Origin of the sequence: Pseudomonas sp. SIMBA_068, from assembly GCF_046534705.1 — a bacterium.
Classification (GTDB): Bacteria; Pseudomonadota; Gammaproteobacteria; order Pseudomonadales; family Pseudomonadaceae; genus Aquipseudomonas; species Aquipseudomonas putida.
This window is the reverse complement of sequence record NZ_JAWRYI010000001.1, coordinates 1,192,534-1,213,897: the sequence shown is the minus strand read 5'-3', so window position 1 is coordinate 1,213,897 and position 21,364 is coordinate 1,192,534. Positions and strand designations below refer to the sequence as shown.

The window sequence follows — 21,364 nt, the reverse complement described above, 5'->3', positions numbered from 1 at the left end:
TGGCCTAAAGCAAAAATGCACGATGCCCCTGCATAATTGTCGATTGTGCAAGGCAAATTCGCATGACAGGATCCTGCGATCCTCCAGCGAACTCCAGACTTCACTTGGAAAATCAATAACAAAGCAGGGAGAACGCAATGACTGCGCACGCTCAAGCCTCGGCAACCGAGCATGTACTGGCCGAGGTCCGCAACCAGGTAGGCCACCTGACCCTGAACCGCCCCGCCGGCCTCAATGCCCTGACCCTGGACATGGTCCGTAGCCTGCGCCAGCACCTCGACCAGTGGGCCGAAGACCCGCAAGTGCGCGCTGTGGTGCTGCGCGGCGAAGGCCCCAAGGGCTTTTGTGCCGGGGGCGATATCCGGTCGCTGCACGACAGTTTCAAAGCTGGCGACACGCTGCATGAAACCTTCTTCGTCGAGGAATACGCCCTCGACCTGCTCATCCACCGCTATCGCAAGCCCGTGCTGGTACTGATGGACGGCTTCACACTCGGCGGCGGAATGGGCCTGGCCCAGGGCTGTGATCTGCGCGTGGTCACCGAGCGCAGCCGGCTGGGCATGCCCGAAGTCGGTATCGGCTACTTCCCCGATGTGGGCGGTAGCTACTTCCTGTCACGTATCCCCGGCGAACTGGGCATCTACCTGGGCGTCAGCGGCACCCAGATTCAGGCGGCCGACGCCCTGTACTGCGGCCTGGCCGACTGGTACCTGGCCAGTGACCAGCTCACCGCCCTTGACCAGGGCCTGAACCAACTGAACTTTGGCGACAACCCGCTGAAGGACCTGCAGAACCTGCTGGCCACGCTCGGTACCCAGGCGCTGGAAGATGCCCCACTGGAAAAGCTGCGCCCGGTCATCGACCACTTCTTCGCCCTGCCCAACCTGCAAGCCATCGTCGAGCAATTGCGTGCGGTCAGTATCGGTGACAGCCATGCCTGGGCCGTGGCCGCCGCCGACCAGCTGGAAAGCCGCTCACCGTTGGCCATGGCGGTTACCCTGGAGATGTTGCGCCGCGGTCGCCACCTTGGGCTGGAAGACTGCTTTGCCATGGAGCTGCACCTGGACCGCCAGTGGTTCCGGCACGGCGACATCATCGAAGGCGTGCGCGCCCTGATCATCGACAAGGACAAACAGCCTCGCTGGAACCCGCCGACCCTGGCCGCGCTGCAACCGCAGCGGGTTGACCAATTCTTTGAAGGCCTGTGAGCCCGGGAGTACACAGATGCAAGACCTGGAACTGAGCGAAGAGCAGATCATGATCCGCGACATGGCCCGGGACTTTGCCCGTGGCGAGATCGCCCCGCACGCCCAGGCCTGGGAAAAGGCCGGCTGGATCGATGACGGCGTGGTGCGCAAGATGGGCGAACTGGGCCTGCTGGGCATGGTGGTGCCGGAGGACTTCGGCGGCAGCTATACCGACTACGTCGCCTACGCCCTGGCCGTGGAAGAAATCGCCGCAGGCTGCGGCGCCACCGGGGCGATGATGAGCATTCACAACTCGGTAGGCTGCGGGCCGCTGCTGGCCTACGGTACTGCCGAGCAACAACAGCAATGGCTACCGCGCCTGGCCAGCGGCGATGTCATCGGCTGCTTCTGCCTGACCGAGCCGCAGGCCGGCTCCGAGGCGCACAACCTGCGCACCCGCGCCGAGCTGGTCAACGGCGAGTGGGTAATCAATGGCGCCAAGCAGTTCGTCAGCAACGCCCGCCGCGCCGGCCTGGCCATCGTCTTCGCGGTGACCGACCCAGAGCTGGGCAAGAAGGGCCTCTCGGCGTTTCTGGTGCCCACCGACAACCCGGGTTTCAAGGTCGACCGCAGCGAGCACAAGATGGGCATCCGCGCCTCCGACACCTGCGCGGTCACCTTCGACAACTGCCGCATCCCCGCTGCCAACCTCCTTGGCGAGCGTGGCAAGGGCTTGGCCATCGCCCTGTCCAACCTTGAAGGCGGGCGTATCGGCATCGCCGCCCAGGCGTTGGGCATTGCCCGCGCAGCGTTCGAGGCGGCGCTGGTCTACTCGCGCGACAGGGTGCAATTCGGCAAGCCGATCAACGAGCACCAGAGCATCGCCAACCTGCTGGCCGACATGCAGGTACAGGTAAACGCCGCACGTTTGCTGATCCTGCATGCCGCCCGCCTGCGCAGCGCTGGCAAGCCGTGCCTGTCGGAGGCGTCGCAGGCCAAATTATTCGCTTCGGAAATGGCCGAGCGGGTGTGCTCGATGGCGATCCAGGTGCATGGCGGGTATGGCTATTTGGAGGATTACCCGGTGGAGCGCTATTACCGGGATGCGCGGATTACGCAGATCTATGAGGGGTCGAGCGAGATCCAGCGCATGCTGATTGCACGCGAGCTGAAGCACTACCCGCTGTAGTACGGCGGTCCCCGTCTGTGGGTGCGGCCCAATCGCGACACAAGGCCGCTCCCACAAGGAAGCCGATCTGCGATTCAGCGCCAGTACCGCGAATCATCCACCACCTGCGCATGCCCCTCGAACACCGCTGGCAACTGCTCCTTGAGGTAATCGATCCACGTCCGCACCTTGGCGTCCAGATAATGCCGTGACGGGTACATCGCATACAGCGCACTCTCGCGCAAACGGTACGGCGCCAGCAGCCTGCACAAACGCCCTTGCTCGATCGACTGGCTGGCCGTATAGAACGGTAGCAGGCCGATGCCCATGCCCAACTCACTGGCCACCAGCATGGCGTCGGCAACGTTGGTGGAGAAGTTGTCACTGGGTGCGATCACGCACTGGTCCACCCCCTGGGGGAATACCCAGTCTCCTTCATACATGGGATACGCCATGCGCAGGCAGCGGTGCGCATGCAGGTCCTCGGGTCGCTCAGGCACGCCATGCCGCTCCAGATAGCTGGGCGCCGCGCACGGGATACTGAAGATATTGCCAAGCGGGACGGCAATCAGCTGGGAGTCCGGCAGCGCACCGTCCACGGTGATCACCACGTCATGCCCTTCGGCCAGCGGGTCAGGATTGCGCTGGGACAGCGTCAACTCGATCACCACCTCCGGGCACAGCGCGTTGTAGCCGGCCACCAGCGGCATCAGCAACAGGCCCAGGCCGTGCGGGCAATGCAAGCGCAGATGGCCGCGAGGCGTGAGGTGCGCACCGCGGGCTTCACCCACCGCTTCTTCGGTCAGCAGCATGATCTGCCGCGCACGCTCCAGAAACCGCTCACCCGCCTCGCTCATGCGCAGGCGCCGGGTGGTGCGGTGCAGCAGGCGGGTCTGCAGCTGGTTCTCCAGCTCGGCAACAATACGCGAAACCTGTGCCGCGGAAATATCCAAGGCATTGGCGGCCGCAGCGAAGCTGCCACACTCCACCACACGGGCGAAGGTACGCATGGCATGCAGCATGTCCATGAGGGTGTGCTCCTTGTTCAGTCTTATTCTTGCGTTACAGGCAGGAATCTATCACGGACTGGCCCATTTATTGTGGATGACCAATGAATACATCATTAGTCATACATTCAAGAAATGGAGCCTGTCATGAAACGTTCGATCGCTGTCCTTGCTGTGGCCGCCACCCTCGCCTCGTTCGGTGCCTTTGCCGATGCGGGCAGTACGCAGCCAACCAGCAGCAATTATGAGTACGGCATGCCGCTGGATGTGGCCAAAGTGATCTCCATCACCCCGGCCAGCAACGCTGCCGACTGCCAGGTTGGCACTGCGCACATGGTGTACGTCGACCACCAGGGCCAGAAACGCGAAATAGACTACCGCGAAATGGGCAACTGCTCGCAGCAGTGAGTCAGGCGAGTACCTGGGTGATCCAGCCCACCTGCTGATTGAAATCGTCGATTTTCGCCTGAGGCACCGCATCGCGGGCCCGTTGGAAATTGGCCAGGGTCTGCTGCTTCTGCCGCAGCATGCGCCGCCACTTGACCAGAAATGCCTCGCTTTTCTCCTGCATCAACACCGGGCCGAAGTACAGCTGTTCAGCGCTATACACCACCCTGCCCGGCTCGGCGACGATGATTTCGTAGTCGAAGCGGTTTTCCCGCAGCAGCTCTTCGCTGACGATCCGGTAACCATTGCCCGCCAGCCACTGGCGGAGCTCGCGCTCACCGCCATTGGGCTGCAGTACCAGCCGCGTGACGCCGCCAAGGCGCTGCTTGCCGGCCTCGAGGATCTCGCACATGGTGTCGCCACCCATACCGCAGATGCTGACCACCGAGATGCGGTCTTGCGGTTCGACCGCCGCCAGGCCATCGGCCAGGCGCACGGTTAACCGGTCTTGCAGGCCGTTTCTGCGCACATTGCGCTGCGCCGAGGCAAACGGCGTCTGCGCCACCTCGCCCGCCACCCCGGCCTCGATCACCCCCCGCAGCATCAACGCTACCGGCAGATAACCATGATCCGAGCCGATGTCGGCCAAGCGGGCGCCCTGCGGCACATGTGCAGCCACGCGCTCCAGGCGCCTGGACAAAGTCTGTTCGTTCAAAATGTGCCCCTGGCTTTGCAATGGGGCGCGATTCTGACGGCGAACGCCGCGCATTTCAAACACCTGGGCGCCCTCGACCCGACCCGCCTGCTCGCGTAGGCTTGCCGCTTTCCTTCCGTCGCAAGGCAAAACACACCATGGCACATGCAGACATCATCTACACCCCGGACCCGGACGCCGAGTCGATTTCGTCCGACGTCGCCCAGTTCAACGGCGTGCTGGTCACCACCCAGATTCCGACCCACGCCGATGGCAGCCTGGAGCTGGGCGGCATCGTCGAGCAAAGCGAATGCACCCTGCAGGCGCTGAAAGTAGCGCTGGAAAAGGCCGGCAGCGGCATGGACCGTGTGCTGCACCTGACCATCTACCTGACCGACATGGCCGACCGCGCCGCGTTCAACGAGGTGTACCAGCGTTTCTTCAGCAAGCCATGGCCGGTGCGTGCGGCCGTGGGTGTGGCTTCGTTGGCATTTGAAGGCATGCGCGTAGAAGTGACCGCAATGGCCGCCAAACGCTGAGCTACCTGCAAGGGCCCTATCGCCGGCAAGCCAGCTCCCACCTCGACCGCATCGGCCTCAAGCCCTATGCAATTGCTGTGGGAGCTGGCTTGCCGGCGATAGGGCCGGTAAAAGCAATACACCTCCTGGCACCCCGATGATGCCGCCAGCCCGTTTCGCCGCTACAATGCCCGCCTAAACCGTGGCAGCCCGAAAATATAACGACATGTCCCTTCCAAAGAATCACCTGGAACTGCTCAGCCCTGCCCGTGACGTGGCCATCGCTCGCGAAGCGATCCTGCACGGCGCTGACGCCATCTACATCGGCGGCCCAAGCTTTGGCGCACGCCATAACGCCTGCAACGAAGTGGGCGAGATCGCCGAACTGGTCGAGTTCGCCCGCCGCTACCATGCGCGCGTGTTCACCACCATCAACACCATCCTGCACGACAACGAGCTGGAACCCGCGCGCATGCTGATCCATCAGCTGTACGATGCCGGCGTCGACGCGCTGATCGTGCAAGACCTGGGGGTGATGGAGCTGGACATCCCGCCGATCGAACTGCACGCCAGCACCCAGACCGACATCCGCACCCTGGAACGGGCCAAGTTCCTCGACCAGGCCGGTTTCTCCCAGCTGGTACTGGCCCGTGAGCTGAACCTGCAGCAAATCCGCGCCATCGCCGCCGAAACCGACGCTGCCATCGAGTTCTTCATCCACGGTGCGCTTTGCGTGGCCTTCTCCGGCCAGTGCAACATCTCCCACGCGCAGACTGGCCGAAGCGCCAACCGTGGCGACTGTTCCCAAGCCTGCCGCCTGCCCTACACCCTGAAGGATGACCAGGGTCGCGTGGTTGCGTTCGAGAAGCACCTGCTGTCGATGAAGGACAACAACCAGACCGCCAACCTGGCCGACCTGGTGGATGCTGGCGTGCGCTCGTTCAAGATCGAGGGCCGCTACAAGGACATGGGCTATGTGAAGAACATCACCGCCCACTACCGCAAAGAGCTCGACGCCATCCTCGAAGGCCGCCCGGCATATGCCCGTGCGTCCAGCGGCCGGACTGAACACTTCTTCTTGCCCGACCCGGACAAGACCTTCCACCGCGGCAGCACCGACTATTTCGTGACCGACCGCAAGGTCGACATCGGTGCCTTCGACTCGCCAACCTTCACAGGCCTGCCGGTGGGTGTGGTGGAAAAGGTCGGCAAGCGTGACATGCAAGTGGTGACCGAAGTGCCACTGACCAACGGCGACGGCCTGAATGTGCTGGTCAAACGTGAAGTGGTGGGTTTCCGCGCCAACATCGCCGAACCACGTGGCGAGTTCGAGGAAGACGGCCAGAAGCGCTACCGCTACCGCGTCGAGCCCAACGAAATGCCCGAAGGCCTGCACAAGCTGCGGCCCAACCACCCGCTGTCGCGCAACCTCGACCACAACTGGCAGCAGGCCCTGCAACGCACCTCTTCCGAGCGCCGTGTTGGTGTGGAATGGCATGCTGTACTGCGCGAGCAGCGCTTGATGCTTACCCTCAGCAGTGAGGAAGGCGTCAGCGTGCAGGTGGCCCTGGACGGCCCGTTCGGCGAGGCCAACAAGCCGCAGCAGGCCCTGGACCAGTTGCATGACCTGCTCGGCCAGCTGGGTACCACGATGTACCACGCCAGCAGCATCGAGCTGGACGCGCCGCAGGCGTACTTCATCCCCAACTCGCAGCTCAAGGCCCTGCGCCGGGAAGCCATCGAGGCGCTGACCGAGGCGCGTATCAAGGCGCACCCGCGTGGCGGGCGCAAGGCCGAGACCACGCCGCCACCGGTGTACCCCGAGTCGCACCTTTCCTTCCTGGCCAACGTGTACAACCAGAAGGCCCGCGATTTCTACCATCGCCATGGCGTGCAGCTGATCGACGCGGCCTACGAGGCCCATGAAGAACACGGTGAGGTGCCGGTGATGATCACCAAGCACTGCCTGCGCTTCTCCTTCAACCTGTGCCCCAAGCAGGCCAAGGGCGTGACCGGCGTGCGCACCAAGGTGGCACCGATGCAGCTGATTCAGGGTGATGAAGTGCTGACCCTGAAGTTCGACTGCAAACCGTGCGAAATGCATGTGGTCGGCAAGATGAAAAGCCACATCATCGACCTGCCAACCCCAGGCAGTGCGGTGGCCCAGGTGGTGGGGCACATCAGCCCGGAAGACCTGCTGAAAACCATCGTGCGCGCGCCACACTGACCCTCGAACAGTTCAGTCAGCGTATCTGATGCTTGTGCAGCAAGCGGTAGAAGGTGGGCCGGGAGATCCCCAGCACCTTCGCCGCTACGCTCATGTTATCGCTATGCCGGTTAAGCACATCGCACAAGGCCTGGCGCTCGGCCCGCTGCTTGTATTCCTCTAGCGTGCCCAGCGGCTGCTGCCCTTGGTCCAACGTCTGCAGGCCCAGGTCCTGCGCCTCGATCTGCCGGCCTTCGGCGAGTACCAGGCCGCGGCGCACCCGGTTGGCGAGCTCGCGTACATTGCCCGGCCAGTCATGCCGGCCCATGGCCGCCAGGGCATGGTCGCTGAATGAACGCGGCCGGCGCCCGGTTTCCAGGCTGTAGAAATGGGCAAAATGGCTGGCCAGCATCGACAAGTCACCATGTCGGTCCCGCAGGGGCGCGGTCACCACCTGCAATACGTTCAAGCGGTAATACAGGTCTTCGCGAAAACGCCCCTGTTCGATGGCTCTTTCCAGGTCCACGTGGGTGGCGGCCAAAACCCGCGCATCCACCGGAATCGGCTGGCTGCCGCCCACCCGCTCAATGTGCTTTTCTTGTAGAAAACGCAGCAGATTGGCCTGCAATTCCAGCGGCAAGTCACCAATTTCATCCAGAAACAACGTGCCACCGTGGGCGGCTTCAATGCGCCCGGTCTTGCGCTGATGGGCACCGGTGAAAGCGCCCTTCTCATGGCCGAACAGTTCGGACTGGATCAGGTGCTCGGGGATTGCCCCGCAGTTGATGGCGACGAACGGCTGCTCACTGCGTTGCGACTGCCGGTGCAGGGTGCGGGCCACCAGTTCCTTGCCCGTGCCGCTTTCACCACGGATCAGCACGGGCGACTCGGTGGGTGCCAACTTGCCCAGCAACTTGCGCAACTCGCGGATCGGCCGGCTTTCGCCAAGCAGTTCGTGGGTCGCGTCGTCCACCTTGGCGGCCCCTTTGCCACGCAGGCGCGCCATGCCGAACGCCCGGCCAAGGGTGACCTGCACGCGGGAGACATCGAATGGCAGGGTGTGGAAGTCGAAGAACCATTCGCAGACAAAATCGCCGACGGCCGGCATGCGCAACTGTTCGGCGCTTAACACCGCGATCCATTCGGTGTTACTGCGCTTGATCATGTCCTTGACCGCGTCCGGGTGCCTCAGGTGCGAAGCCTGCAAGCGCAACAAACCCACATCACAAGGGTGATCGAGCGCGGCACCGAGCATGCAACTGTACACATCCCAGCCTGCGCTACTCAGGCCAGGCAACAATTGGTGGCAGTCGTCGCAGGGGTCGACGATGAGCAAACGACGTTGGGCGGCAGGCTGCAGCATGACCGTTCCTTGGCGCCAGTTTTTGGTTTTATGAAGTAAAACAGCAAGTTGTGGCGCCCGTTTAACAGTAGCAACGAAGTTGACGGTGCCCACTACCGTCTGTCTGCTGACGCATTTTTTTACAAAGTGCCACGGGAATTTTCGCACTTTATCGACATCACATGGCGGCGCAGGGAAGAACGGATTCAAGCCTGACAAAAAATTTTACACCTAATGTGTGACTTGCCCACGGACAACGAGCATCAGTACACATAACCCCGCGCTGCACTTCGCGACCATTGAGGCGACTTTAAAGCAACGCGGAATCACTTCGATGTTTGGGACCATAGAGAGACCGAACCATGAACGCCCCGCTCCGTGTCAACGAAGCACTGCTGATTGCCGACCACGCCTTCGAACCTTTCCAGTGCGTAGCCTGGGATGCACCCAACGGTACTGGTGAGCTGAGCCTGGCAGTGATCGACCGGACCAACACCCGCATCGGCAGCAAGCGAGTGTCTTCGAGCATCTACTCCGACCCTGCCCAGTGGGCCAGCCTGATCGAAGAAGTGCGCGCCGAACTGTGCGAAAAAGGTTACGACCTGCAACCGTGGTCGATGCCAAAGTAACATCCCCTTGCAAACCAAGTGCGTGCAATGCCACGCACTTGTTCAAATGCAAAGTTGCTGTTCTGGCAACTTACACTATTGCGACACAATGTCGCATCCAGGCTGTTCAGTCCACCGCTTTGAACTGCTGCAAGTGCTGGTAATCGGCCTGCAGTTGTTCGGCCAGGCGTTGCGCGCGCCCAATACGCACCGCCGCCAACTCCATATCCACCACCAACGTTGTACAGGGCATGGGTTGTAAGGCGTTCCAGTGCTGAAGGCGACCATCGGTAAACACCAGGCAACGTACCGCTTCATCCGGATGGGCGCGCTGGCGCGCCTGTAGCCAATGCCGGGCCTGTTCCAGTGCGGCGATCAGCGGTGTACCACCACCGGCGCCCAGGGCCTGCAGCCAGGGCTGCAAGGCCGCCGAAGCCTTCAGGCCGTGGCGCTGCCACTGCGGTGTGCGCCCGCTGGCGGTCAGCAAGGCCAGGCGGGCGCGCTGGCGGTAGGCCTGGTCGAACAGTGCCGCCAGCAGCCCTTTGGTGTGTGCCAACGCCTGATGGCGGCGGGTGGAGGCCGAAGCGTCGACGATCACCAGCCACAACTCTGCCGGTTTGCCCTGGCGTTGTTGCCAGCACAGGTCCTGGCGTAGCCGTGGCCGCCCTTTGAGCAAGGTCGGCAGCCAGGCCACCCGGCCGCTTGCTGCACTGCACGCGCGGCCACGGCTGGCGCCGTTCTGCTTGCCTGCGCCCGCTTTGGCATCCGCCCCTTTTGCAGGTGACTGGGGGATGCTCAGGGCTTTTTTGCCCAGTTAGGTACCTCGCGGCGTGCGCCGCTGGCCACGGGTTGCGCCGGCAATGCCCCCCAGTCGCCCTGCCCGCCCTGTTCACCCGCGTTGCCAGCGCTTTGCTGGCCGGGCTGCTGCTCAGGCGGCTGCGGCGCCGACGGCGGGTTGGCCTGGGGCGCAACGCGGCGGCGATGGCGCAAGGCGAACTCGGCCACCGCTTCGACATCCACTTCTTCGATGGCCGCACCGCCGCGCCAGGCGCAGTGGGCGCGTGCCGCACGCAACCACACCAGGTCGGCGCGCAACCCGTCGACGCCGGCGGCGTAGCAACGCTCGGTAATCCAGGCCAGCGCCTGGTCATCCAGGGCAATACCGGCCAGGGCATGGCGCGCCGCCTGGCAGCGCTCGCGCAACTGCGCCTGGGCCGCAGCCCATTGCGTGCAGAAAGCCTGCGGGTCACTGTCGAAGGCCAGGCGCCGGCGGATGATCTGCTGACGGGCCTCAGGCTCAGGCAGGCCCTCAAGGGCCACGTTCAGGCCAAAACGGTCGAGCAACTGCGGGCGCAGTTCGCCCTCTTCCGGGTTCATGGTGCCAATCAGCACGAAACGGGCGCTGTGCCGGTGCGAGATGCCGTCGCGCTCGATGCGGTTGGTGCCACTGGCAGCCACATCGAGCAACAGGTCGACCAGCGTGTCGGGCAGCAGGTTGACCTCATCGACATACAGCACGCCACCGTCGGCCTGGGCCAGCACGCCCGGGGAAAACTGCGCCTTGCCCTGCCCCAGCGCGGCATCCAGGTCGAGGGTGCCGACCAGCCGTTCTTCACTGGCGCCCAGTGGCAAGGTGACAAACGGGCCTTCGCCAAGCAGGTCGGCCAGCCCACGGGCCAGGGTGCTCTTGGCCATGCCACGCGGCCCTTCGATCAGCACGCCGCCGATTTTCGGGTCGATGGCGGTCAGGCACAGTGCCAGCTTAAGGTCGTCGGCACCGACCACAGCGGCCAGCGGAAATTGCACGGGTTCACTCATTTCAAGCCTGTTCCTCGCCGTCGAGCAGTTGTTCCTCAAGGGCTTCGCGGTAGTCGCCCGGCGCCTGCCACAGCCCGCGCTGCTGGGCCTCCAGCAGGCGCTCGGTAAGGTCGCGCAGGGCCTCGGGGTTGTGCTCGCGCATGAAATCGCGGGTAGCCGGGTCGAGCACGTAGGCATCGGCCAGCCCTTGGTAATGATGGTCGTCGATCAGGTGCGTGGTGGCATCAAAGGCGAACAGGTTGTCGACCGTCGCCGCCATCTCGAAGGCGCCCTTGTAGCCGTGGCGCTTGACCCCGTCTATCCACTTGGGGTTGAGCGCGCGGGCGCGGATCACCCGGTTCAGCTCTTCCTTGAGGGTACGGATGCGGGGTCGGTCTGCCTGGCTGTGGTCGCCGTGGTAGCTGGCCACCGGCGCCCCGGACAAGGTTTCTGACGCCGCCAGCATGCCACCCTGGAACTGGTAGTAATCGTTCGAATCGAGCAGGTCATGCTCGTGGTTGTCCTGGTTCTGCAGCACCGCCTGCACCGTGGCCAGGCGTTGGGCGAACTGGGCGCGGGCCGGGGTGCCGTCGTCGCTGCCGCCGTAGGCGTAGCCACCATGGTTGAGGTAGACCTCGGCCAGATCGTCGCGGCTGTGCCACAGGCGCCCGTCGATAGCGTTCTGCACCCCGGCGCCATACGCGCCGGGCTTGGCGCCGAACACCCGCCAGCCTGCCTGGCGCGCGGCCTGCTCGGCGTCTACCCCTTGCGCTTGCAGCGTGGCACGCTCGCTGCGTACACGGGCGGCCAACGGGTTGAGATCATCGGGTTCGTCCAGCGCGGCCACCGCCTGCACGGCCGCATCGAACAGGCGGATAAGGTTGCCGAAGGCATCGCGGAAAAAGCCCGAAACGCGCAAGGTCACATCCACCCGCGGGCGGTCGAGCAGGCCCAGCGGCAGTATTTCAAAATCGTCAACGCGCTGGCTGCCGGTCGCCCACACCGGCCGCACGCCCATCAGCGCCATGGCCTGGGCGATGTCGTCGCCGCCAGTACGCATGGTAGCCGTGCCCCACACCGACAGGCCGAGCTGGCGCAGGTGATCGCCGTGGTCCTGCAGGTGGCGCTCGAGGATCAGGCTGGCCGAGGCGAAACCCAGGCGCCAGGCCGTGGTGGTAGGCAGGTTGCGCACGTCCACGGTATAGAAGTTGCGGCCGGTGGGCAGCACGTCGAGGCGCCCACGGCTGGGCGCGCCGCTGGGGCCGGCAGGCACGAATCGCCCGGCCAGCGCCGCCAGCAGGCCACTCATTTCAGCAGCGCCGCAGGCATCCAGGCTGGGCGCCACCGCTTCGCGCAAGGCCTGCACCACGTCGTGCACCGGCTGCCATTCGCTCGGTTCAGGCAACTGCAGGGTGCCGCCCAGCGCTTGCTCGATCACCTGCTGCGCCAAAAGCTCCAGGCGCTCGCGGGTATCGCCACAGGTGCGCCAGGGTTCACTGCTCATGGCCAGAAGCTGCTCAGGGCGTTCGCCCTGCCAGGGGAGCCCAAGCTCACAATCGAGCGGGTCAAAGCCTGGCACCAAGGCCTTGGCCAAGGCCCGCAGCAGGCTGGCATTACCACCACGACCGTCGCCACGCTCGACCCGCAACAGCGCCAGCAGCGTGTCCAGGCGCAGCCGCCCTTCTGGCGATTGGCCAAACACGTGCAGGCCATCGCGAATCTGCGATTCCTTCAGGTCGCACAGATAGGTGTCCAGGCGCGGCAGCCAGACGGAGGCATCGTCCAGCTGCCCTTCCAGTTGCAGCTCACGGTCGATGTGGTTGACCTTGACCAGCTCGAGGATGTCGCGCTGCAACTCGCGTGCACGCCGCGGGTCGAGTAGCTGCGCTTCGTAGAACTCGTCGGCCAGTTGCTCCAGGTGGCGCAACGGGCCGTAGGTTTCGGCGCGGGTCAGCGGCGGCATCAAGTGGTCGATGATCACGGCTTGGGTACGGCGCTTGGCCTGGGCGCCCTCGCCCGGGTCGTTGACAATGAACGGGTAGATGTTCGGCAGCGGGCCAAGCAGCGCGTCCGGCCAGCACTGCGCCGACAAGCCGACGCCCTTGCCGGGCAGCCATTCGAGGTTGCCGTGCTTGCCGACATGGATCACCGCGTCGGCGGCGAACGCGTGGCGCAGCCAGAAGTGAAACGCCAGGTAGCCGTGCGGCGGCACCAGGTCGGGGTCGTGATACACCGCGCTGGGGTCTACCTGGTAGCCCCGGGCGGGCTGGATGCCGACGAAGGTCAGGCCAAAGCGCAAGCCGGCCACCATCAGCCGGCCGCTGCGGTACATCGGGTCCTGCTCGGGCGGCCCCCAGCGCTCCAGCACTGCCTGGCGATTGGCCTCGGGCAAGCGCTCGAAGGCGGCCTGGTAGTCGGCCAGGCTCAGGCTCTGGGCGCAAGGGCGCTGGTCGAGGTGGTCAAGGTCGTTGGTCACGCCGCCGAGCAGCTGGTGAATCAGTTGCGTGCCGCTGCCCGGCAAATCGGCCAGCGGATAGCCTTCGGCCTGCAGCGCCTTGAGAATGTTCAGTGCGGCAGCGGGCGTGTCCAGGCCGACGCCGTTGCCAATGCGGCCATCGCGGGTCGGGTAGTTGGCCATTACCAGGGCCACGCGTTTCTGGGCATTGGGCAGGCGCGCCAGCTCGACCCAGCGGCGGGCCAGCTCGGCGACGAAGTCCATGCGCTCGGGGTGGGCGCGGTAGCACACCACGTCGGACTGGCTGCGCTCGCTGCGCCAGGCCATGTCCTTGAAACTGACCGGGCGGGTAATGATGCGCCCGTCCAGTTCGGGCAAGGCGATGTGCATGGCCAGGTCGCGCGCACCCAGCCCCTGTTCGCTGGCTTCCCAGCCGGGCTGGTTGTCCTGCGCGCAGATGGCCTGCAGCACCGGAATATCACGGCGGAACGGGCGCAGGTTGGGCCGTTCGGGGCTGGACAGGGCAAAACCGGTGGTATTGACCAGCACTTCGGCACCGACTTCGTCCAGCCAGGCTTCAACCTGCTCCAGGCAGGCGCTTTCCTTGAGGCTGGCCACGGCAATCGGCAACGGGTTCAAACCAGCGGCTTGCAGCCGCTGGCAGAACACGTCGATGAACGCGGTGTTGGCCGCCTGCAAGTGGGAGCGGTAGAACAGCAGCGGCGCCACCGGGTAATCCGGGTGCCAGTGCGGGTACCATTCTTCCAGTGCCACACTGCCCTTGGCCGGGTGATACACAGCGGTGCGCGGCAAGGGTTGCGGCTCGTCCCAGGCATAATCGCGGCCCAGCCACTGGTTGGCCAGGCAGTTGTACAGGTTGATGGCATTGGCCTTGCCGCCCTGGCGCAAGTAGTGCCAGAGGCGCTCGGCCTGGTCGCCCGTGACGGTGCCCAGGCGGGTCAGCTCCGGGTCCGGGCGGTCATCACCCGGCACCAGTATCAGCTGCACGCCACGGGCGGCCAGCTCGACCAGTTGCTCGACACCATAGCGCCAGTAGCCGACGCCGCCGTGCAGCGACACCAGGATGACCTTGGCATGGCGCAGCACCTGGTCGACATACAGGTCGACCGAAGCGTGGTTCTGCACCTGCATAGGGTTGGCCAGGCGCAGGCTGGGGAAGCCTTCAGGCAATTGCTCGGCGGTATCGGCGAGCAACGCCAGGTGCGAATCGCCGCTGCAGAGAATCACCAGCTCGGCGGGTGTCTGGCCGAGATCGGCAATACTGTCGTCCGGCACGAAGCCGCCGGGCTGGGTCCGCAGCAGGTGCACGGGTCAGGCGCCCAAGGCCTGGCGCAGGCGCGCTTCCAGCTGGGCAGCGTCCAGTTCCTGGCCGATCAGCACCAGGCGGGTGATGCGCGGCTCGTCGGCACGCCAGGCGCGGTCGAAGTGCTTGTCGAAACGGGTACCCACGCCTTGTACCAGCAGGCGCATCGGCTTGCCCGGGATGGCCGCGAAGCCTTTGGCGCGCAGGATGCCGAACTCCACCACCAGCTGGGTGAGGGCGTCGAGCAGCAGGCTTTCGTCAGCCTCTGGCAGGTCGATGGAAATGGAATCGAAAGCGTCGTGATCATGGTCGTCATGATCATCGCCGTCGTGGTGCGAATCGTGGTGGGTGCGGCGGCCATCGATGTGTGCCTCGGACTCGGCGCCCACGCCCAGCAGCACCTCCAGTGGCAGCTTGCCGCTGCTGGCCTCGACCACCTTGACCGCCGGCGGCAGTTCTTCGGCCACCTCGGCGCGGACCTTGGCCAGGCCTTCGGCGTCTATCAGGTCGGCCTTGTTCAGTACCACCAGGTCGGCGCTGGCCAGCTGATCGGCGAACAGCTCATGCAGTGGCGATTCGTGGTCCAAATTAGGGTCGAGCTTGCGCTGGGCATCGACCTGGTCCGGGTAGGCGGCGAAAGTGCCGGCGGCCACGGCCGGGCTGTCGACCACGGTGATGACTGCGTCGACAGTGCAGGCGTTGCGGATTTCCGGCCACTGGAAGGCTTGCACCAGCGGCTTGGGCAGGGCCAGGCCGCTGGTTTCGATCAGGATGTGGTCCAGGTCGCCGCGGCGAGCCACCAGCTCGCGCATGACCGGGAAGAACTCTTCCTGCACGGTGCAGCACAGGCAGCCGTTGGCCAGTTCATAGACGCGGCCGCTGGCTTCTTCTTCGGTGCAACCGATGCTGCACTGCTTGAGGATTTCGCCGTCGATGCCCAGTTCGCCGAATTCGTTGACGATGACCGCAATGCGGCGGCCCTGGGCGTTGTCGAGCATGTGGCGCAGCAAGGTGGTCTTGCCCGAGCCGAGGAAGCCGGTAACGATGGTAACGGGGAGCTTGGCCAGTGTTTTCATGTCGCATTGCCCTTGGCAGAGTGGCGCGGGCATGCAGGACGACAGCCGCGGGCCAGGCCGGCCGGGCTTGTTCGCCACCGGATCACCCCGCCCGGTTGAAAGTCGAAAACGTTGCGAGGCAGGTCTCCTGGCTTGCACCGTTCCATCCCCCCGTTCAGTTGAACCGCGGGCTGGCGGGATGACGCCTTCCCGCGCGTTGGCGCAGTGGCTGTGTCGATCCGTTGTCGGTGCTTACAGTTGCGGGGGCAGCCGCGGCTTTTACCGCGTTCCCGTCTTAGCTTCGGCCTGGCCGAAGAACCTCGAAGTGGCAAGGCTACGCAGTGGCTGGCGGGTGGTCAACCATTGCTGCGGGGCTTGCCGACAACTCTTGGCAGCACTGCGGTACAGTGGCGACTTTGCCCACTGTCAAGGACGCCCCATGCCCCTCGCCCCCGCCATCCCGGTACTGCGCATCTTCTCGGTCGACAAGGCCAGGGAGTTCTACATGGATTTCCTCGGTTTCAGCCTGGACTGGGAGCACCGCTTCAGCCCGGACCTGCCGTTGTACATGCAGATTCACCGCGATGGCCTGATCCTGCACCTTACCGAGCACCATGGCGATGCCTGCCCCGGCTCTACAGTGTTTGCCCGCCTCGACGACCTGCGGGCGCTGGAGCATGAACTGCAAGGCAAACAGTACGGTTACGCCCGGCCCGAAACAGAGCGCCTGGACTGGGGCCTGCAGATGCAGGTGTGCGACCCGTTCGGCAACCGCCTGCGCTTCTGCCAGCAGATCGATGACGAGGCCAACCTGTGAAGCGCAAGACGTAAGACTGGCTGCGCCTGTGAGATCGAGCGCCGCCCGCGCGGCGCTCGATCTCACAGGCACTGAAACTGCTGCGACGAACACCTTAAACCCCACATCCCACCCCTCGCACACGGCGGGCGGTACTTTACCCGCCCCCAACGGGCCGTTAGGCTACGCACTCCCCCAATACGAGGTATTCGTCCAATGCGCCATTAATGCCGCCGTCCATTCGACGGCCAGTCTTCAGCCTCCGGTTTGCTCCGGAGATGTCGCGGCATTTGTGGAGTTGTGCATGACGAACACGTCGATCCTGACGCTGGACAGCGTCTCCTTGGCCTTGCCTGATGGCCGGCTACTGTTTACCGACCTCAACGAAACCTTCGACCAACAGCGTACCGGCCTGGTCGGGCGCAATGGCGTGGGCAAGAGCCTGCTAGGGCAGGTTCTTGCCGGCCAGCGTGCACCGAGCAGCGGCCTGTGCAGGCGCCGTGGGCCTGTCCATCTGCTGAACCAGCAGGTAATCGAGCGCAGCGCCACACTTGCCGAGCTGGCGCAGGTGGGGGCGGTGGTTGCGGCGCTCGAGCGCATCGAGCAAGGCAGCATCAACCCCCAGGATTTCGACACCGTTGGCGAGCGCTGGGATATCCGCGAGCAATTGCAGATGCACCTGCAGCGCAACGGCCTGGGTCACCTTGACTGGCGCCAGCCCGCACGCAGCCTGAGCGGCGGCCAGGCCATGCGCGTGGCGCTGGCAGGCGCATGGCTCAGCGGTGCCGACTACCTGATCCTCGACGAACCGAGTAACCACCTGGACAGCGACGCCCGTGCCCAGCTGCTGAGCATGATCGAGGGCTGGGACCGAGGTTTGCTGGTAATCAGTCACGACCGCAGCCTGCTGGCGCACATGGCGCGCATTGTCGAACTGTCCAGCCTGGGGTTGCAGGCCTATGGCGGCAACTACAGCTTCTATGCAGCACAAAAAGCCAGCCAGGTGGCGCAAGCCCAGCAGCAACTTGCCCGGCTGAAGCAGGAGCAACAACGCCAGGCCCGTGAATTGCAGCGCCAGCGCGAAGACCTGGAACGCCATCAGGCCCGGGCCGGGCGTCAAGCCAGGCATGCCAACCAGGCCAAGATCCTGGTCGACCGCCAGCAGGAACGTAGCCAGGCCACGGCCGGCAAGCAGCGGCGTGATCATCGCGATGCCCGGCAGGCACTGCTGGGCAAAGTGCATGACGCCGCCCGTGAGGTCGAGCAAGCCACTGCAATTACTTTGCATGCCCCCACGCCCCAGCGTCATGCAGGCCGCGAAGTGTTGGCCCTGCAGGCACTTCGCTTGCCCCATGGCACCCGAAAACCGCTTGACCTGCGCTTGTGCCTGGGCCAGCGGCTGGGTCTGGTCGGCGCCAATGGCAGTGGCAAGTCCACGCTACTAAGGCTGCTGAACGGGGAATTACCGGCATCTCCCGACACTTTGCGCCGCAGTGGCGAAACAGCCCTGCTCGACCAGCACTGCAGCACCCTGGCAGGCCACAGCAGCGTGCTTGAACACCTGCGCCAAGCCAACCCGGTGCTGGCCCAGGGCGAATTGCGCAGCCGCCTGGCACAACTGGGCCTGGATGCGGCCCGTATCGAGCTGCCCAGCAGCCTGCTCAGCGGCGGCGAGCGGATGAAGGCAGCGCTGGCCGCCGTGCTGTACCGCGAGCGGCCACTCGACCTGTTGCTGCTGGATGAGCCCGGCAACCACCTTGACCTGCCGTCACTGGCAGCCCTGGAGCGCATGCTCGGGCAGTTTCGCGGGGCGCTGATAGTGGGGTCCCATGATGCGGTTTTGCTGGAAAACCTGGCCCTGCATGGCTACCTGCACTTGTAGGAGCAGCCTTGTGCTGCGAAAGGGCCGGTACTGGCGACACAATTGCATCCAATGGACCGGCCTCTTCGCAGCACAAGGCTGCTCCTACAACGACCGCGGACCGAGAATAATGCATCGCAGGCTATCAATTCGTGACTGGCCGTTCCCGATCCGCGACGGATGTATTATGGTGGCGTGGTGCGCATATAACAGCAGCCCGAGCGATCGGGCACTTGCAAGACAATGAGGGTGTCATGAGCAACGAAAGCATTAACTGGGACAAGCTGGGTTTCGACTACATCAAAACCGACAAACGCTACCTGTCCGTATGGCGCAATGGCGAGTGGGACAAGGGCACCCTGACCGACGACAACGTGCTGCACATCAGTGAAGGCTCCACGGCCCTGCACTACGGCCAGCAATGCTTCGAAGGCCTCAAGGCCTACCGTTGCAAGGACGGCTCGATCAACCTGTTCCGCCCCGACCAGAACGCCGCCCGCATGCAGCGCAGCTGCGCCCGCCTGCTGATGCCGCACGTGCCGACCGATGTGTTCATCGAAGCGTGCAAGCAAGTGGTCAAGGCCAACGAAAAGTTCGTGCCACCGCACGGCAAAGGCGCCCTGTACCTGCGCCCGTTCGTGATCGGCACCGGTGACAACATTGGCGTGCGCACCGCCCCTGAGTTCATCTTCTCGGTCTTCGCCATTCCGGTTGGCTCGTACTTCAAGGGCGGCATGAAGCCGCACAACTTCCAGATCTCCAGCTTCGACCGCGCCGCCCCACAAGGCACCGGCGCAGCCAAGGTCGGTGGCAACTACGCCGCCAGCCTGCAGCCAGGCGCTGAAGCCAAGAAGGCCAACTTCGCCGACGCCATCTACCTCGATCCGCTGACCCATACCAAGATCGAGGAAGTCGGTTCGGCCAACTTCTTCGGCATCACCGCCAAAAACGAGTTCGTTACCCCGAAATCGGCCTCGGTGCTGCCAGGCATCACCCGTCTGTCGCTGATGGAACTGGCGCAATCGCGCCTGGGCCTGACCGTGATCGAAGGCGATGTCGAAATCAGCAAGCTGGACCGCTTCATCGAAGCCGGCGCTTGCGGTACTGCTGCAGTGATCACCCCGATCGGCGGTATCGAGTACAACGGCAAGCTGCACGTGTTCCACGACCTGGAAAAGGTTGGCCCGGTTACCCAGAAGCTCTACAACGAGCTGACCGGCATCCAGAGCGGTGATGTTGAAGCACCGGCAGGCTGGATCGTCAAGGTCGCCTGAGGCGCATCAGCTGTATGAAAACGGGGGCATGCCAGCGATGGCATGCCCCGTTTTTTTGACAGAGTTGATGACCCTGTGGGAGCGGGCGTGCCCGCGGACACCGGCGCAGCAGGTGCCATCCACCGTGTCGCCTGCTTCGCGGGCTTGCCCGCTCCCACAGGGAACGCGTGAGCATTCGCAATTGGGGCCGGCTACTCATGCCACGCGACGCTGCATCAGCAGATGCCGGGCTTTGTCGAACGCCCAGTTGTATAGCACGGTGTAGGGCAGGATGATCACGAAGAAACCCAGCTCCACCATGAACGCCTGCAGCAGCGAAATATCCAGCATCCACGCCGCCACCGGCAGGCACCACACCACCAGCCCGGCCTCGAAGCCCAGACCGTGCACAAAGCGCGCACCGGCCTTCCAGTGGATGCGTTCAGTCTGCACCCAGCGATCGACCAGCGCGTTGTAGACCATGTTCCACAACATGGCGATCACCGATAGGGTTATTGCCAATGCCCCCGCCGTCGCCAGCGATTTGCCCATCACCCCGGACAACAGCGGTGCGCACAGCAGCACCGCGAATACTTCATAGCCTACGGCGTGTACCAGGCGTTCGGTGAAAGAGACCGTTTTCATTGCAAATTCCATCCATTGCGTGAGTCGTGCTTCCTATTTTCTTTGATAGAACTGATACTCGCGACATAGCTACCATCGGTTTTATCAATACCATGCGCTACTCACCCGAAGCTCTGGTCGCCTTTGTCGAAGCCGCATCGCTGGGTTCGTTTTCTGCGGCGGCACGCAAATTGCGCAAAAGCCAGTCCACGATCAGCATCGCCATCGCCAATTTCGAAGCCGATATCGGCTGCCCGCTGTTTGATCGCGGTGGCCGCCACCCCACGCTGAACGAAGCGGGCCGACAGGTGCTAAGCCATGTCGAAGCGATCCTGGACGCCAGCGCCCAGCTCGATGCCCTGGCGGTCAGGCTGGCGCAAAACGTCGAGGCGCTGGTCTCGGTGGTGATGTCGGACAGCTACAGCGTCACCTTCCAGGGTGCCGTGATGGCCCGCTTCGCCCAGCAGTACCCGCACACCGAATTGCGCTGCGGCCCGGCGGAAGACGCTGATGTGATCGATATGATCCAGCAGGGCCTGGCCCACGTCGGCATTTTGGCCACTCAGCCTAGCTACCCCGCCGACGTTGCCGTGGCGCGCTTGCCCGAGCAGGCGGAGTTCGGTGTGTATGTGGCCAGCGGGCACCCGTTGGCGGGCCTGAAAACGGTGCAAACGCAACACCTTGAAAACGCGCGGCAGCTGTACATCAAGACCTATGCCCCCAGCCTGCACCGCGGCCGCGGCCAGGCCTGGTCGGCACCGGATTACCTCACCCTGCTGGAATTTGCCGTGCGCGGGTTTGGCTGGGCCGAACTGCCCAGGGCGCTGGTGGCGCGGTTTGGCAACGAGCTAGTGGAGTTGCAGATAGCGGGTTACCCGCGCCGGGTGGATATGGATGTGGCGTGGTCAAGCCGGCGGGCGCTTGGGCCGGCGGGGCAATGGCTGGTGCGGCAGATGCTGGGGCAGTAGGTCTTAACCTGCCAGAATCTGGCGCTGCCGCGTAGTCCATCGCGGCACAGGGCCGCTCCTGCAGGGGGGCGCGTTCTCTTGTGGGAGCGACCCCGTAGTGCGCCAGAACACAAC

General features: G+C 64.2%; 18 protein-coding genes and 1 riboswitch. Of the genes, 10 read left to right on the top strand and 8 right to left on the bottom strand.

Annotated features, from left to right (window positions below; all coding sequences use genetic code 11):
• The first annotated feature begins 137 nt into the window (after window positions 1-137).
• Both SB756_RS05575 and SB756_RS05570 read left to right on the top strand, forming a co-directional pair.
• Complete coding sequence (locus SB756_RS05575) at window positions 138-1,208, top strand: enoyl-CoA hydratase/isomerase family protein (RefSeq protein ID WP_410910355.1); 1,071 nt, start codon at window positions 138-140, stop codon at window positions 1,206-1,208.
• A 16-nt stretch (window positions 1,209-1,224) separates the two neighbouring features.
• On the top strand, window positions 1,225-2,376 hold the full coding sequence (locus SB756_RS05570) for an acyl-CoA dehydrogenase family protein (protein ID WP_341798714.1): 1,152 nt from the start codon (window positions 1,225-1,227) through the stop codon (window positions 2,374-2,376).
• 74 nt (window positions 2,377-2,450) lie between these two features.
• On the opposite strand, the gene SB756_RS05565 is transcribed toward SB756_RS05570, so the two are convergent.
• Window positions 2,451-3,383 (bottom strand): LysR family transcriptional regulator, encoded by a 933-nt coding sequence (locus tag SB756_RS05565; RefSeq protein ID WP_016499436.1) that lies wholly within the window; start codon window positions 3,381-3,383, stop codon window positions 2,451-2,453.
• A gap of 126 nt (window positions 3,384-3,509) precedes the next feature.
• On the opposite strand from SB756_RS05565, the gene SB756_RS05560 reads away from it, so the two are divergent.
• Window positions 3,510-3,770, top strand: coding sequence for a DUF2790 domain-containing protein (locus SB756_RS05560; RefSeq protein WP_016499435.1), 261 nt, complete (start codon window positions 3,510-3,512; stop codon window positions 3,768-3,770).
• 1 nt (window position 3,771) lies between these two features.
• Here SB756_RS05560 and SB756_RS05555 read toward each other — a convergent pair whose 3' ends face one another.
• Window positions 3,772-4,464: a tRNA (adenine(22)-N(1))-methyltransferase gene (locus SB756_RS05555; protein WP_410910354.1), complete on the bottom strand. Its 693-nt coding sequence runs from the start codon at window positions 4,462-4,464 to the stop codon at window positions 3,772-3,774.
• Between the two features lie 137 nt (window positions 4,465-4,601).
• Here SB756_RS05555 and SB756_RS05550 point away from each other — a divergent pair, with 137 nt between their 5' ends.
• Together SB756_RS05550 and SB756_RS05545 are read left to right on the top strand one after the other, a co-directional pair.
• Window positions 4,602-4,982 carry a RidA family protein gene (locus tag SB756_RS05550; RefSeq protein WP_410910353.1) on the top strand — a complete coding sequence of 127 codons (381 nt, stop codon included), beginning with the start codon at window positions 4,602-4,604 and terminating at the stop codon, window positions 4,980-4,982.
• A 205-nt stretch (window positions 4,983-5,187) separates the two neighbouring features.
• Window positions 5,188-7,188, top strand: coding sequence for a peptidase U32 family protein (locus SB756_RS05545; protein ID WP_410910352.1), 2,001 nt, complete (start codon window positions 5,188-5,190; stop codon window positions 7,186-7,188).
• Window positions 7,189-7,204: 16 nt separating this feature from the next.
• Here SB756_RS05545 and SB756_RS05540 read toward each other — a convergent pair whose 3' ends face one another.
• On the bottom strand, window positions 7,205-8,530 hold the full coding sequence (locus SB756_RS05540) for a sigma 54-interacting transcriptional regulator (protein ID WP_410910351.1): 1,326 nt from the start codon (window positions 8,528-8,530) through the stop codon (window positions 7,205-7,207).
• Between the two features lie 341 nt (window positions 8,531-8,871).
• Between SB756_RS05540 and SB756_RS05535 the strand changes: the two genes are divergently transcribed.
• Complete coding sequence (locus SB756_RS05535) at window positions 8,872-9,138, top strand: hypothetical protein (RefSeq protein WP_258651723.1); 267 nt, start codon at window positions 8,872-8,874, stop codon at window positions 9,136-9,138.
• A gap of 106 nt (window positions 9,139-9,244) precedes the next feature.
• Here SB756_RS05535 and SB756_RS05530 read toward each other — a convergent pair whose 3' ends face one another.
• The 4 genes from SB756_RS05530 to cobW all read right to left on the bottom strand — a co-directional run bounded on the left by SB756_RS05530 (window position 9,245) and on the right by cobW (window position 15,769).
• Window positions 9,245-9,811: a vWA domain-containing protein gene (locus SB756_RS05530; RefSeq protein WP_341798879.1), complete on the bottom strand. Its 567-nt coding sequence runs from the start codon at window positions 9,809-9,811 to the stop codon at window positions 9,245-9,247.
• A gap of 101 nt (window positions 9,812-9,912) precedes the next feature.
• Window positions 9,913-10,935 carry an ATP-binding protein gene (locus SB756_RS05525; RefSeq protein ID WP_410910350.1) on the bottom strand — a complete coding sequence of 341 codons (1,023 nt, stop codon included), beginning with the start codon at window positions 10,933-10,935 and terminating at the stop codon, window positions 9,913-9,915.
• A gap of 1 nt (window position 10,936) precedes the next feature.
• The gene (cobN, locus tag SB756_RS05520) at window positions 10,937-14,698 is read right to left on the bottom strand and encodes a cobaltochelatase subunit CobN (protein WP_410910349.1); all 3,762 of its coding nucleotides are present in this window, start codon (window positions 14,696-14,698) and stop codon (window positions 10,937-10,939) included.
• 3 nt (window positions 14,699-14,701) lie between these two features.
• Window positions 14,702-15,769 (bottom strand): cobalamin biosynthesis protein CobW, encoded by a 1,068-nt coding sequence (gene cobW, locus SB756_RS05515; RefSeq protein ID WP_016487376.1) that lies wholly within the window; start codon window positions 15,767-15,769, stop codon window positions 14,702-14,704.
• 99 nt (window positions 15,770-15,868) lie between these two features.
• Window positions 15,869-16,086, bottom strand: a riboswitch (cobalamin riboswitch).
• 101 nt (window positions 16,087-16,187) lie between these two features.
• On the opposite strand from cobW, the gene SB756_RS05510 reads away from it, so the two are divergent.
• The 3 genes from SB756_RS05510 to SB756_RS05500 all read left to right on the top strand — a co-directional run bounded on the left by SB756_RS05510 (window position 16,188) and on the right by SB756_RS05500 (window position 19,679).
• Complete coding sequence (locus SB756_RS05510) at window positions 16,188-16,565, top strand: glyoxalase superfamily protein (RefSeq protein WP_341798708.1); 378 nt, start codon at window positions 16,188-16,190, stop codon at window positions 16,563-16,565.
• A 283-nt stretch (window positions 16,566-16,848) separates the two neighbouring features.
• Window positions 16,849-18,426: an ATP-binding cassette domain-containing protein gene (locus SB756_RS05505; RefSeq protein ID WP_410910348.1), complete on the top strand. Its 1,578-nt coding sequence runs from the start codon at window positions 16,849-16,851 to the stop codon at window positions 18,424-18,426.
• 233 nt (window positions 18,427-18,659) lie between these two features.
• Window positions 18,660-19,679, top strand: a complete 1,020-nt coding sequence (locus tag SB756_RS05500) for a branched-chain amino acid aminotransferase (RefSeq protein ID WP_338744168.1) — start codon at window positions 18,660-18,662, stop codon at window positions 19,677-19,679.
• Between the two features lie 195 nt (window positions 19,680-19,874).
• Here SB756_RS05500 and SB756_RS05495 read toward each other — a convergent pair whose 3' ends face one another.
• Complete coding sequence (locus SB756_RS05495) at window positions 19,875-20,303, bottom strand: multidrug/biocide efflux PACE transporter (protein ID WP_410910347.1); 429 nt, start codon at window positions 20,301-20,303, stop codon at window positions 19,875-19,877.
• 92 nt (window positions 20,304-20,395) lie between these two features.
• On the opposite strand from SB756_RS05495, the gene SB756_RS05490 reads away from it, so the two are divergent.
• Window positions 20,396-21,250, top strand: coding sequence for a LysR family transcriptional regulator (locus SB756_RS05490; RefSeq protein WP_341798703.1), 855 nt, complete (start codon window positions 20,396-20,398; stop codon window positions 21,248-21,250).
• The last annotated feature ends 114 nt before the right edge of the window (window positions 21,251-21,364 follow it).

What these genes read in the sequence shown, in the direction of transcription:
- SB756_RS05540 (WP_410910351.1), bottom strand. Translation starts at nt 8,530, where the DNA reads ATGCTGCAGCCTGCCGCCCAACGTCGTTTGCTCATCGTCGACCCCTGC.
- SB756_RS05565 (WP_016499436.1), bottom strand. Translation starts at nt 3,383, where the DNA reads ATGGACATGCTGCATGCCATGCGTACCTTCGCCCGTGTGGTGGAGTGT.
- SB756_RS05550 (WP_410910353.1), top strand. Translation starts at nt 4,602, where the DNA reads ATGGCACATGCAGACATCATCTACACCCCGGACCCGGACGCCGAGTCG.
- SB756_RS05510 (WP_341798708.1), top strand. Translation starts at nt 16,188, where the DNA reads ATGCCCCTCGCCCCCGCCATCCCGGTACTGCGCATCTTCTCGGTCGAC.
- SB756_RS05505 (WP_410910348.1), top strand. Translation starts at nt 16,849, where the DNA reads ATGACGAACACGTCGATCCTGACGCTGGACAGCGTCTCCTTGGCCTTG.
- SB756_RS05490 (WP_341798703.1), top strand. Translation starts at nt 20,396, where the DNA reads ATGCGCTACTCACCCGAAGCTCTGGTCGCCTTTGTCGAAGCCGCATCG.
- SB756_RS05495 (WP_410910347.1), bottom strand. Translation starts at nt 20,303, where the DNA reads ATGAAAACGGTCTCTTTCACCGAACGCCTGGTACACGCCGTAGGCTAT.
- SB756_RS05570 (WP_341798714.1), top strand. Translation starts at nt 1,225, where the DNA reads ATGCAAGACCTGGAACTGAGCGAAGAGCAGATCATGATCCGCGACATG.
- SB756_RS05500 (WP_338744168.1), top strand. Translation starts at nt 18,660, where the DNA reads ATGAGCAACGAAAGCATTAACTGGGACAAGCTGGGTTTCGACTACATC.
- cobW (WP_016487376.1), bottom strand. Translation starts at nt 15,769, where the DNA reads ATGAAAACACTGGCCAAGCTCCCCGTTACCATCGTTACCGGCTTCCTC.
- SB756_RS05560 (WP_016499435.1), top strand. Translation starts at nt 3,510, where the DNA reads ATGAAACGTTCGATCGCTGTCCTTGCTGTGGCCGCCACCCTCGCCTCG.
- SB756_RS05545 (WP_410910352.1), top strand. Translation starts at nt 5,188, where the DNA reads ATGTCCCTTCCAAAGAATCACCTGGAACTGCTCAGCCCTGCCCGTGAC.
- SB756_RS05575 (WP_410910355.1), top strand. Translation starts at nt 138, where the DNA reads ATGACTGCGCACGCTCAAGCCTCGGCAACCGAGCATGTACTGGCCGAG.
- SB756_RS05525 (WP_410910350.1), bottom strand. Translation starts at nt 10,935, where the DNA reads ATGAGTGAACCCGTGCAATTTCCGCTGGCCGCTGTGGTCGGTGCCGAC.
- SB756_RS05535 (WP_258651723.1), top strand. Translation starts at nt 8,872, where the DNA reads ATGAACGCCCCGCTCCGTGTCAACGAAGCACTGCTGATTGCCGACCAC.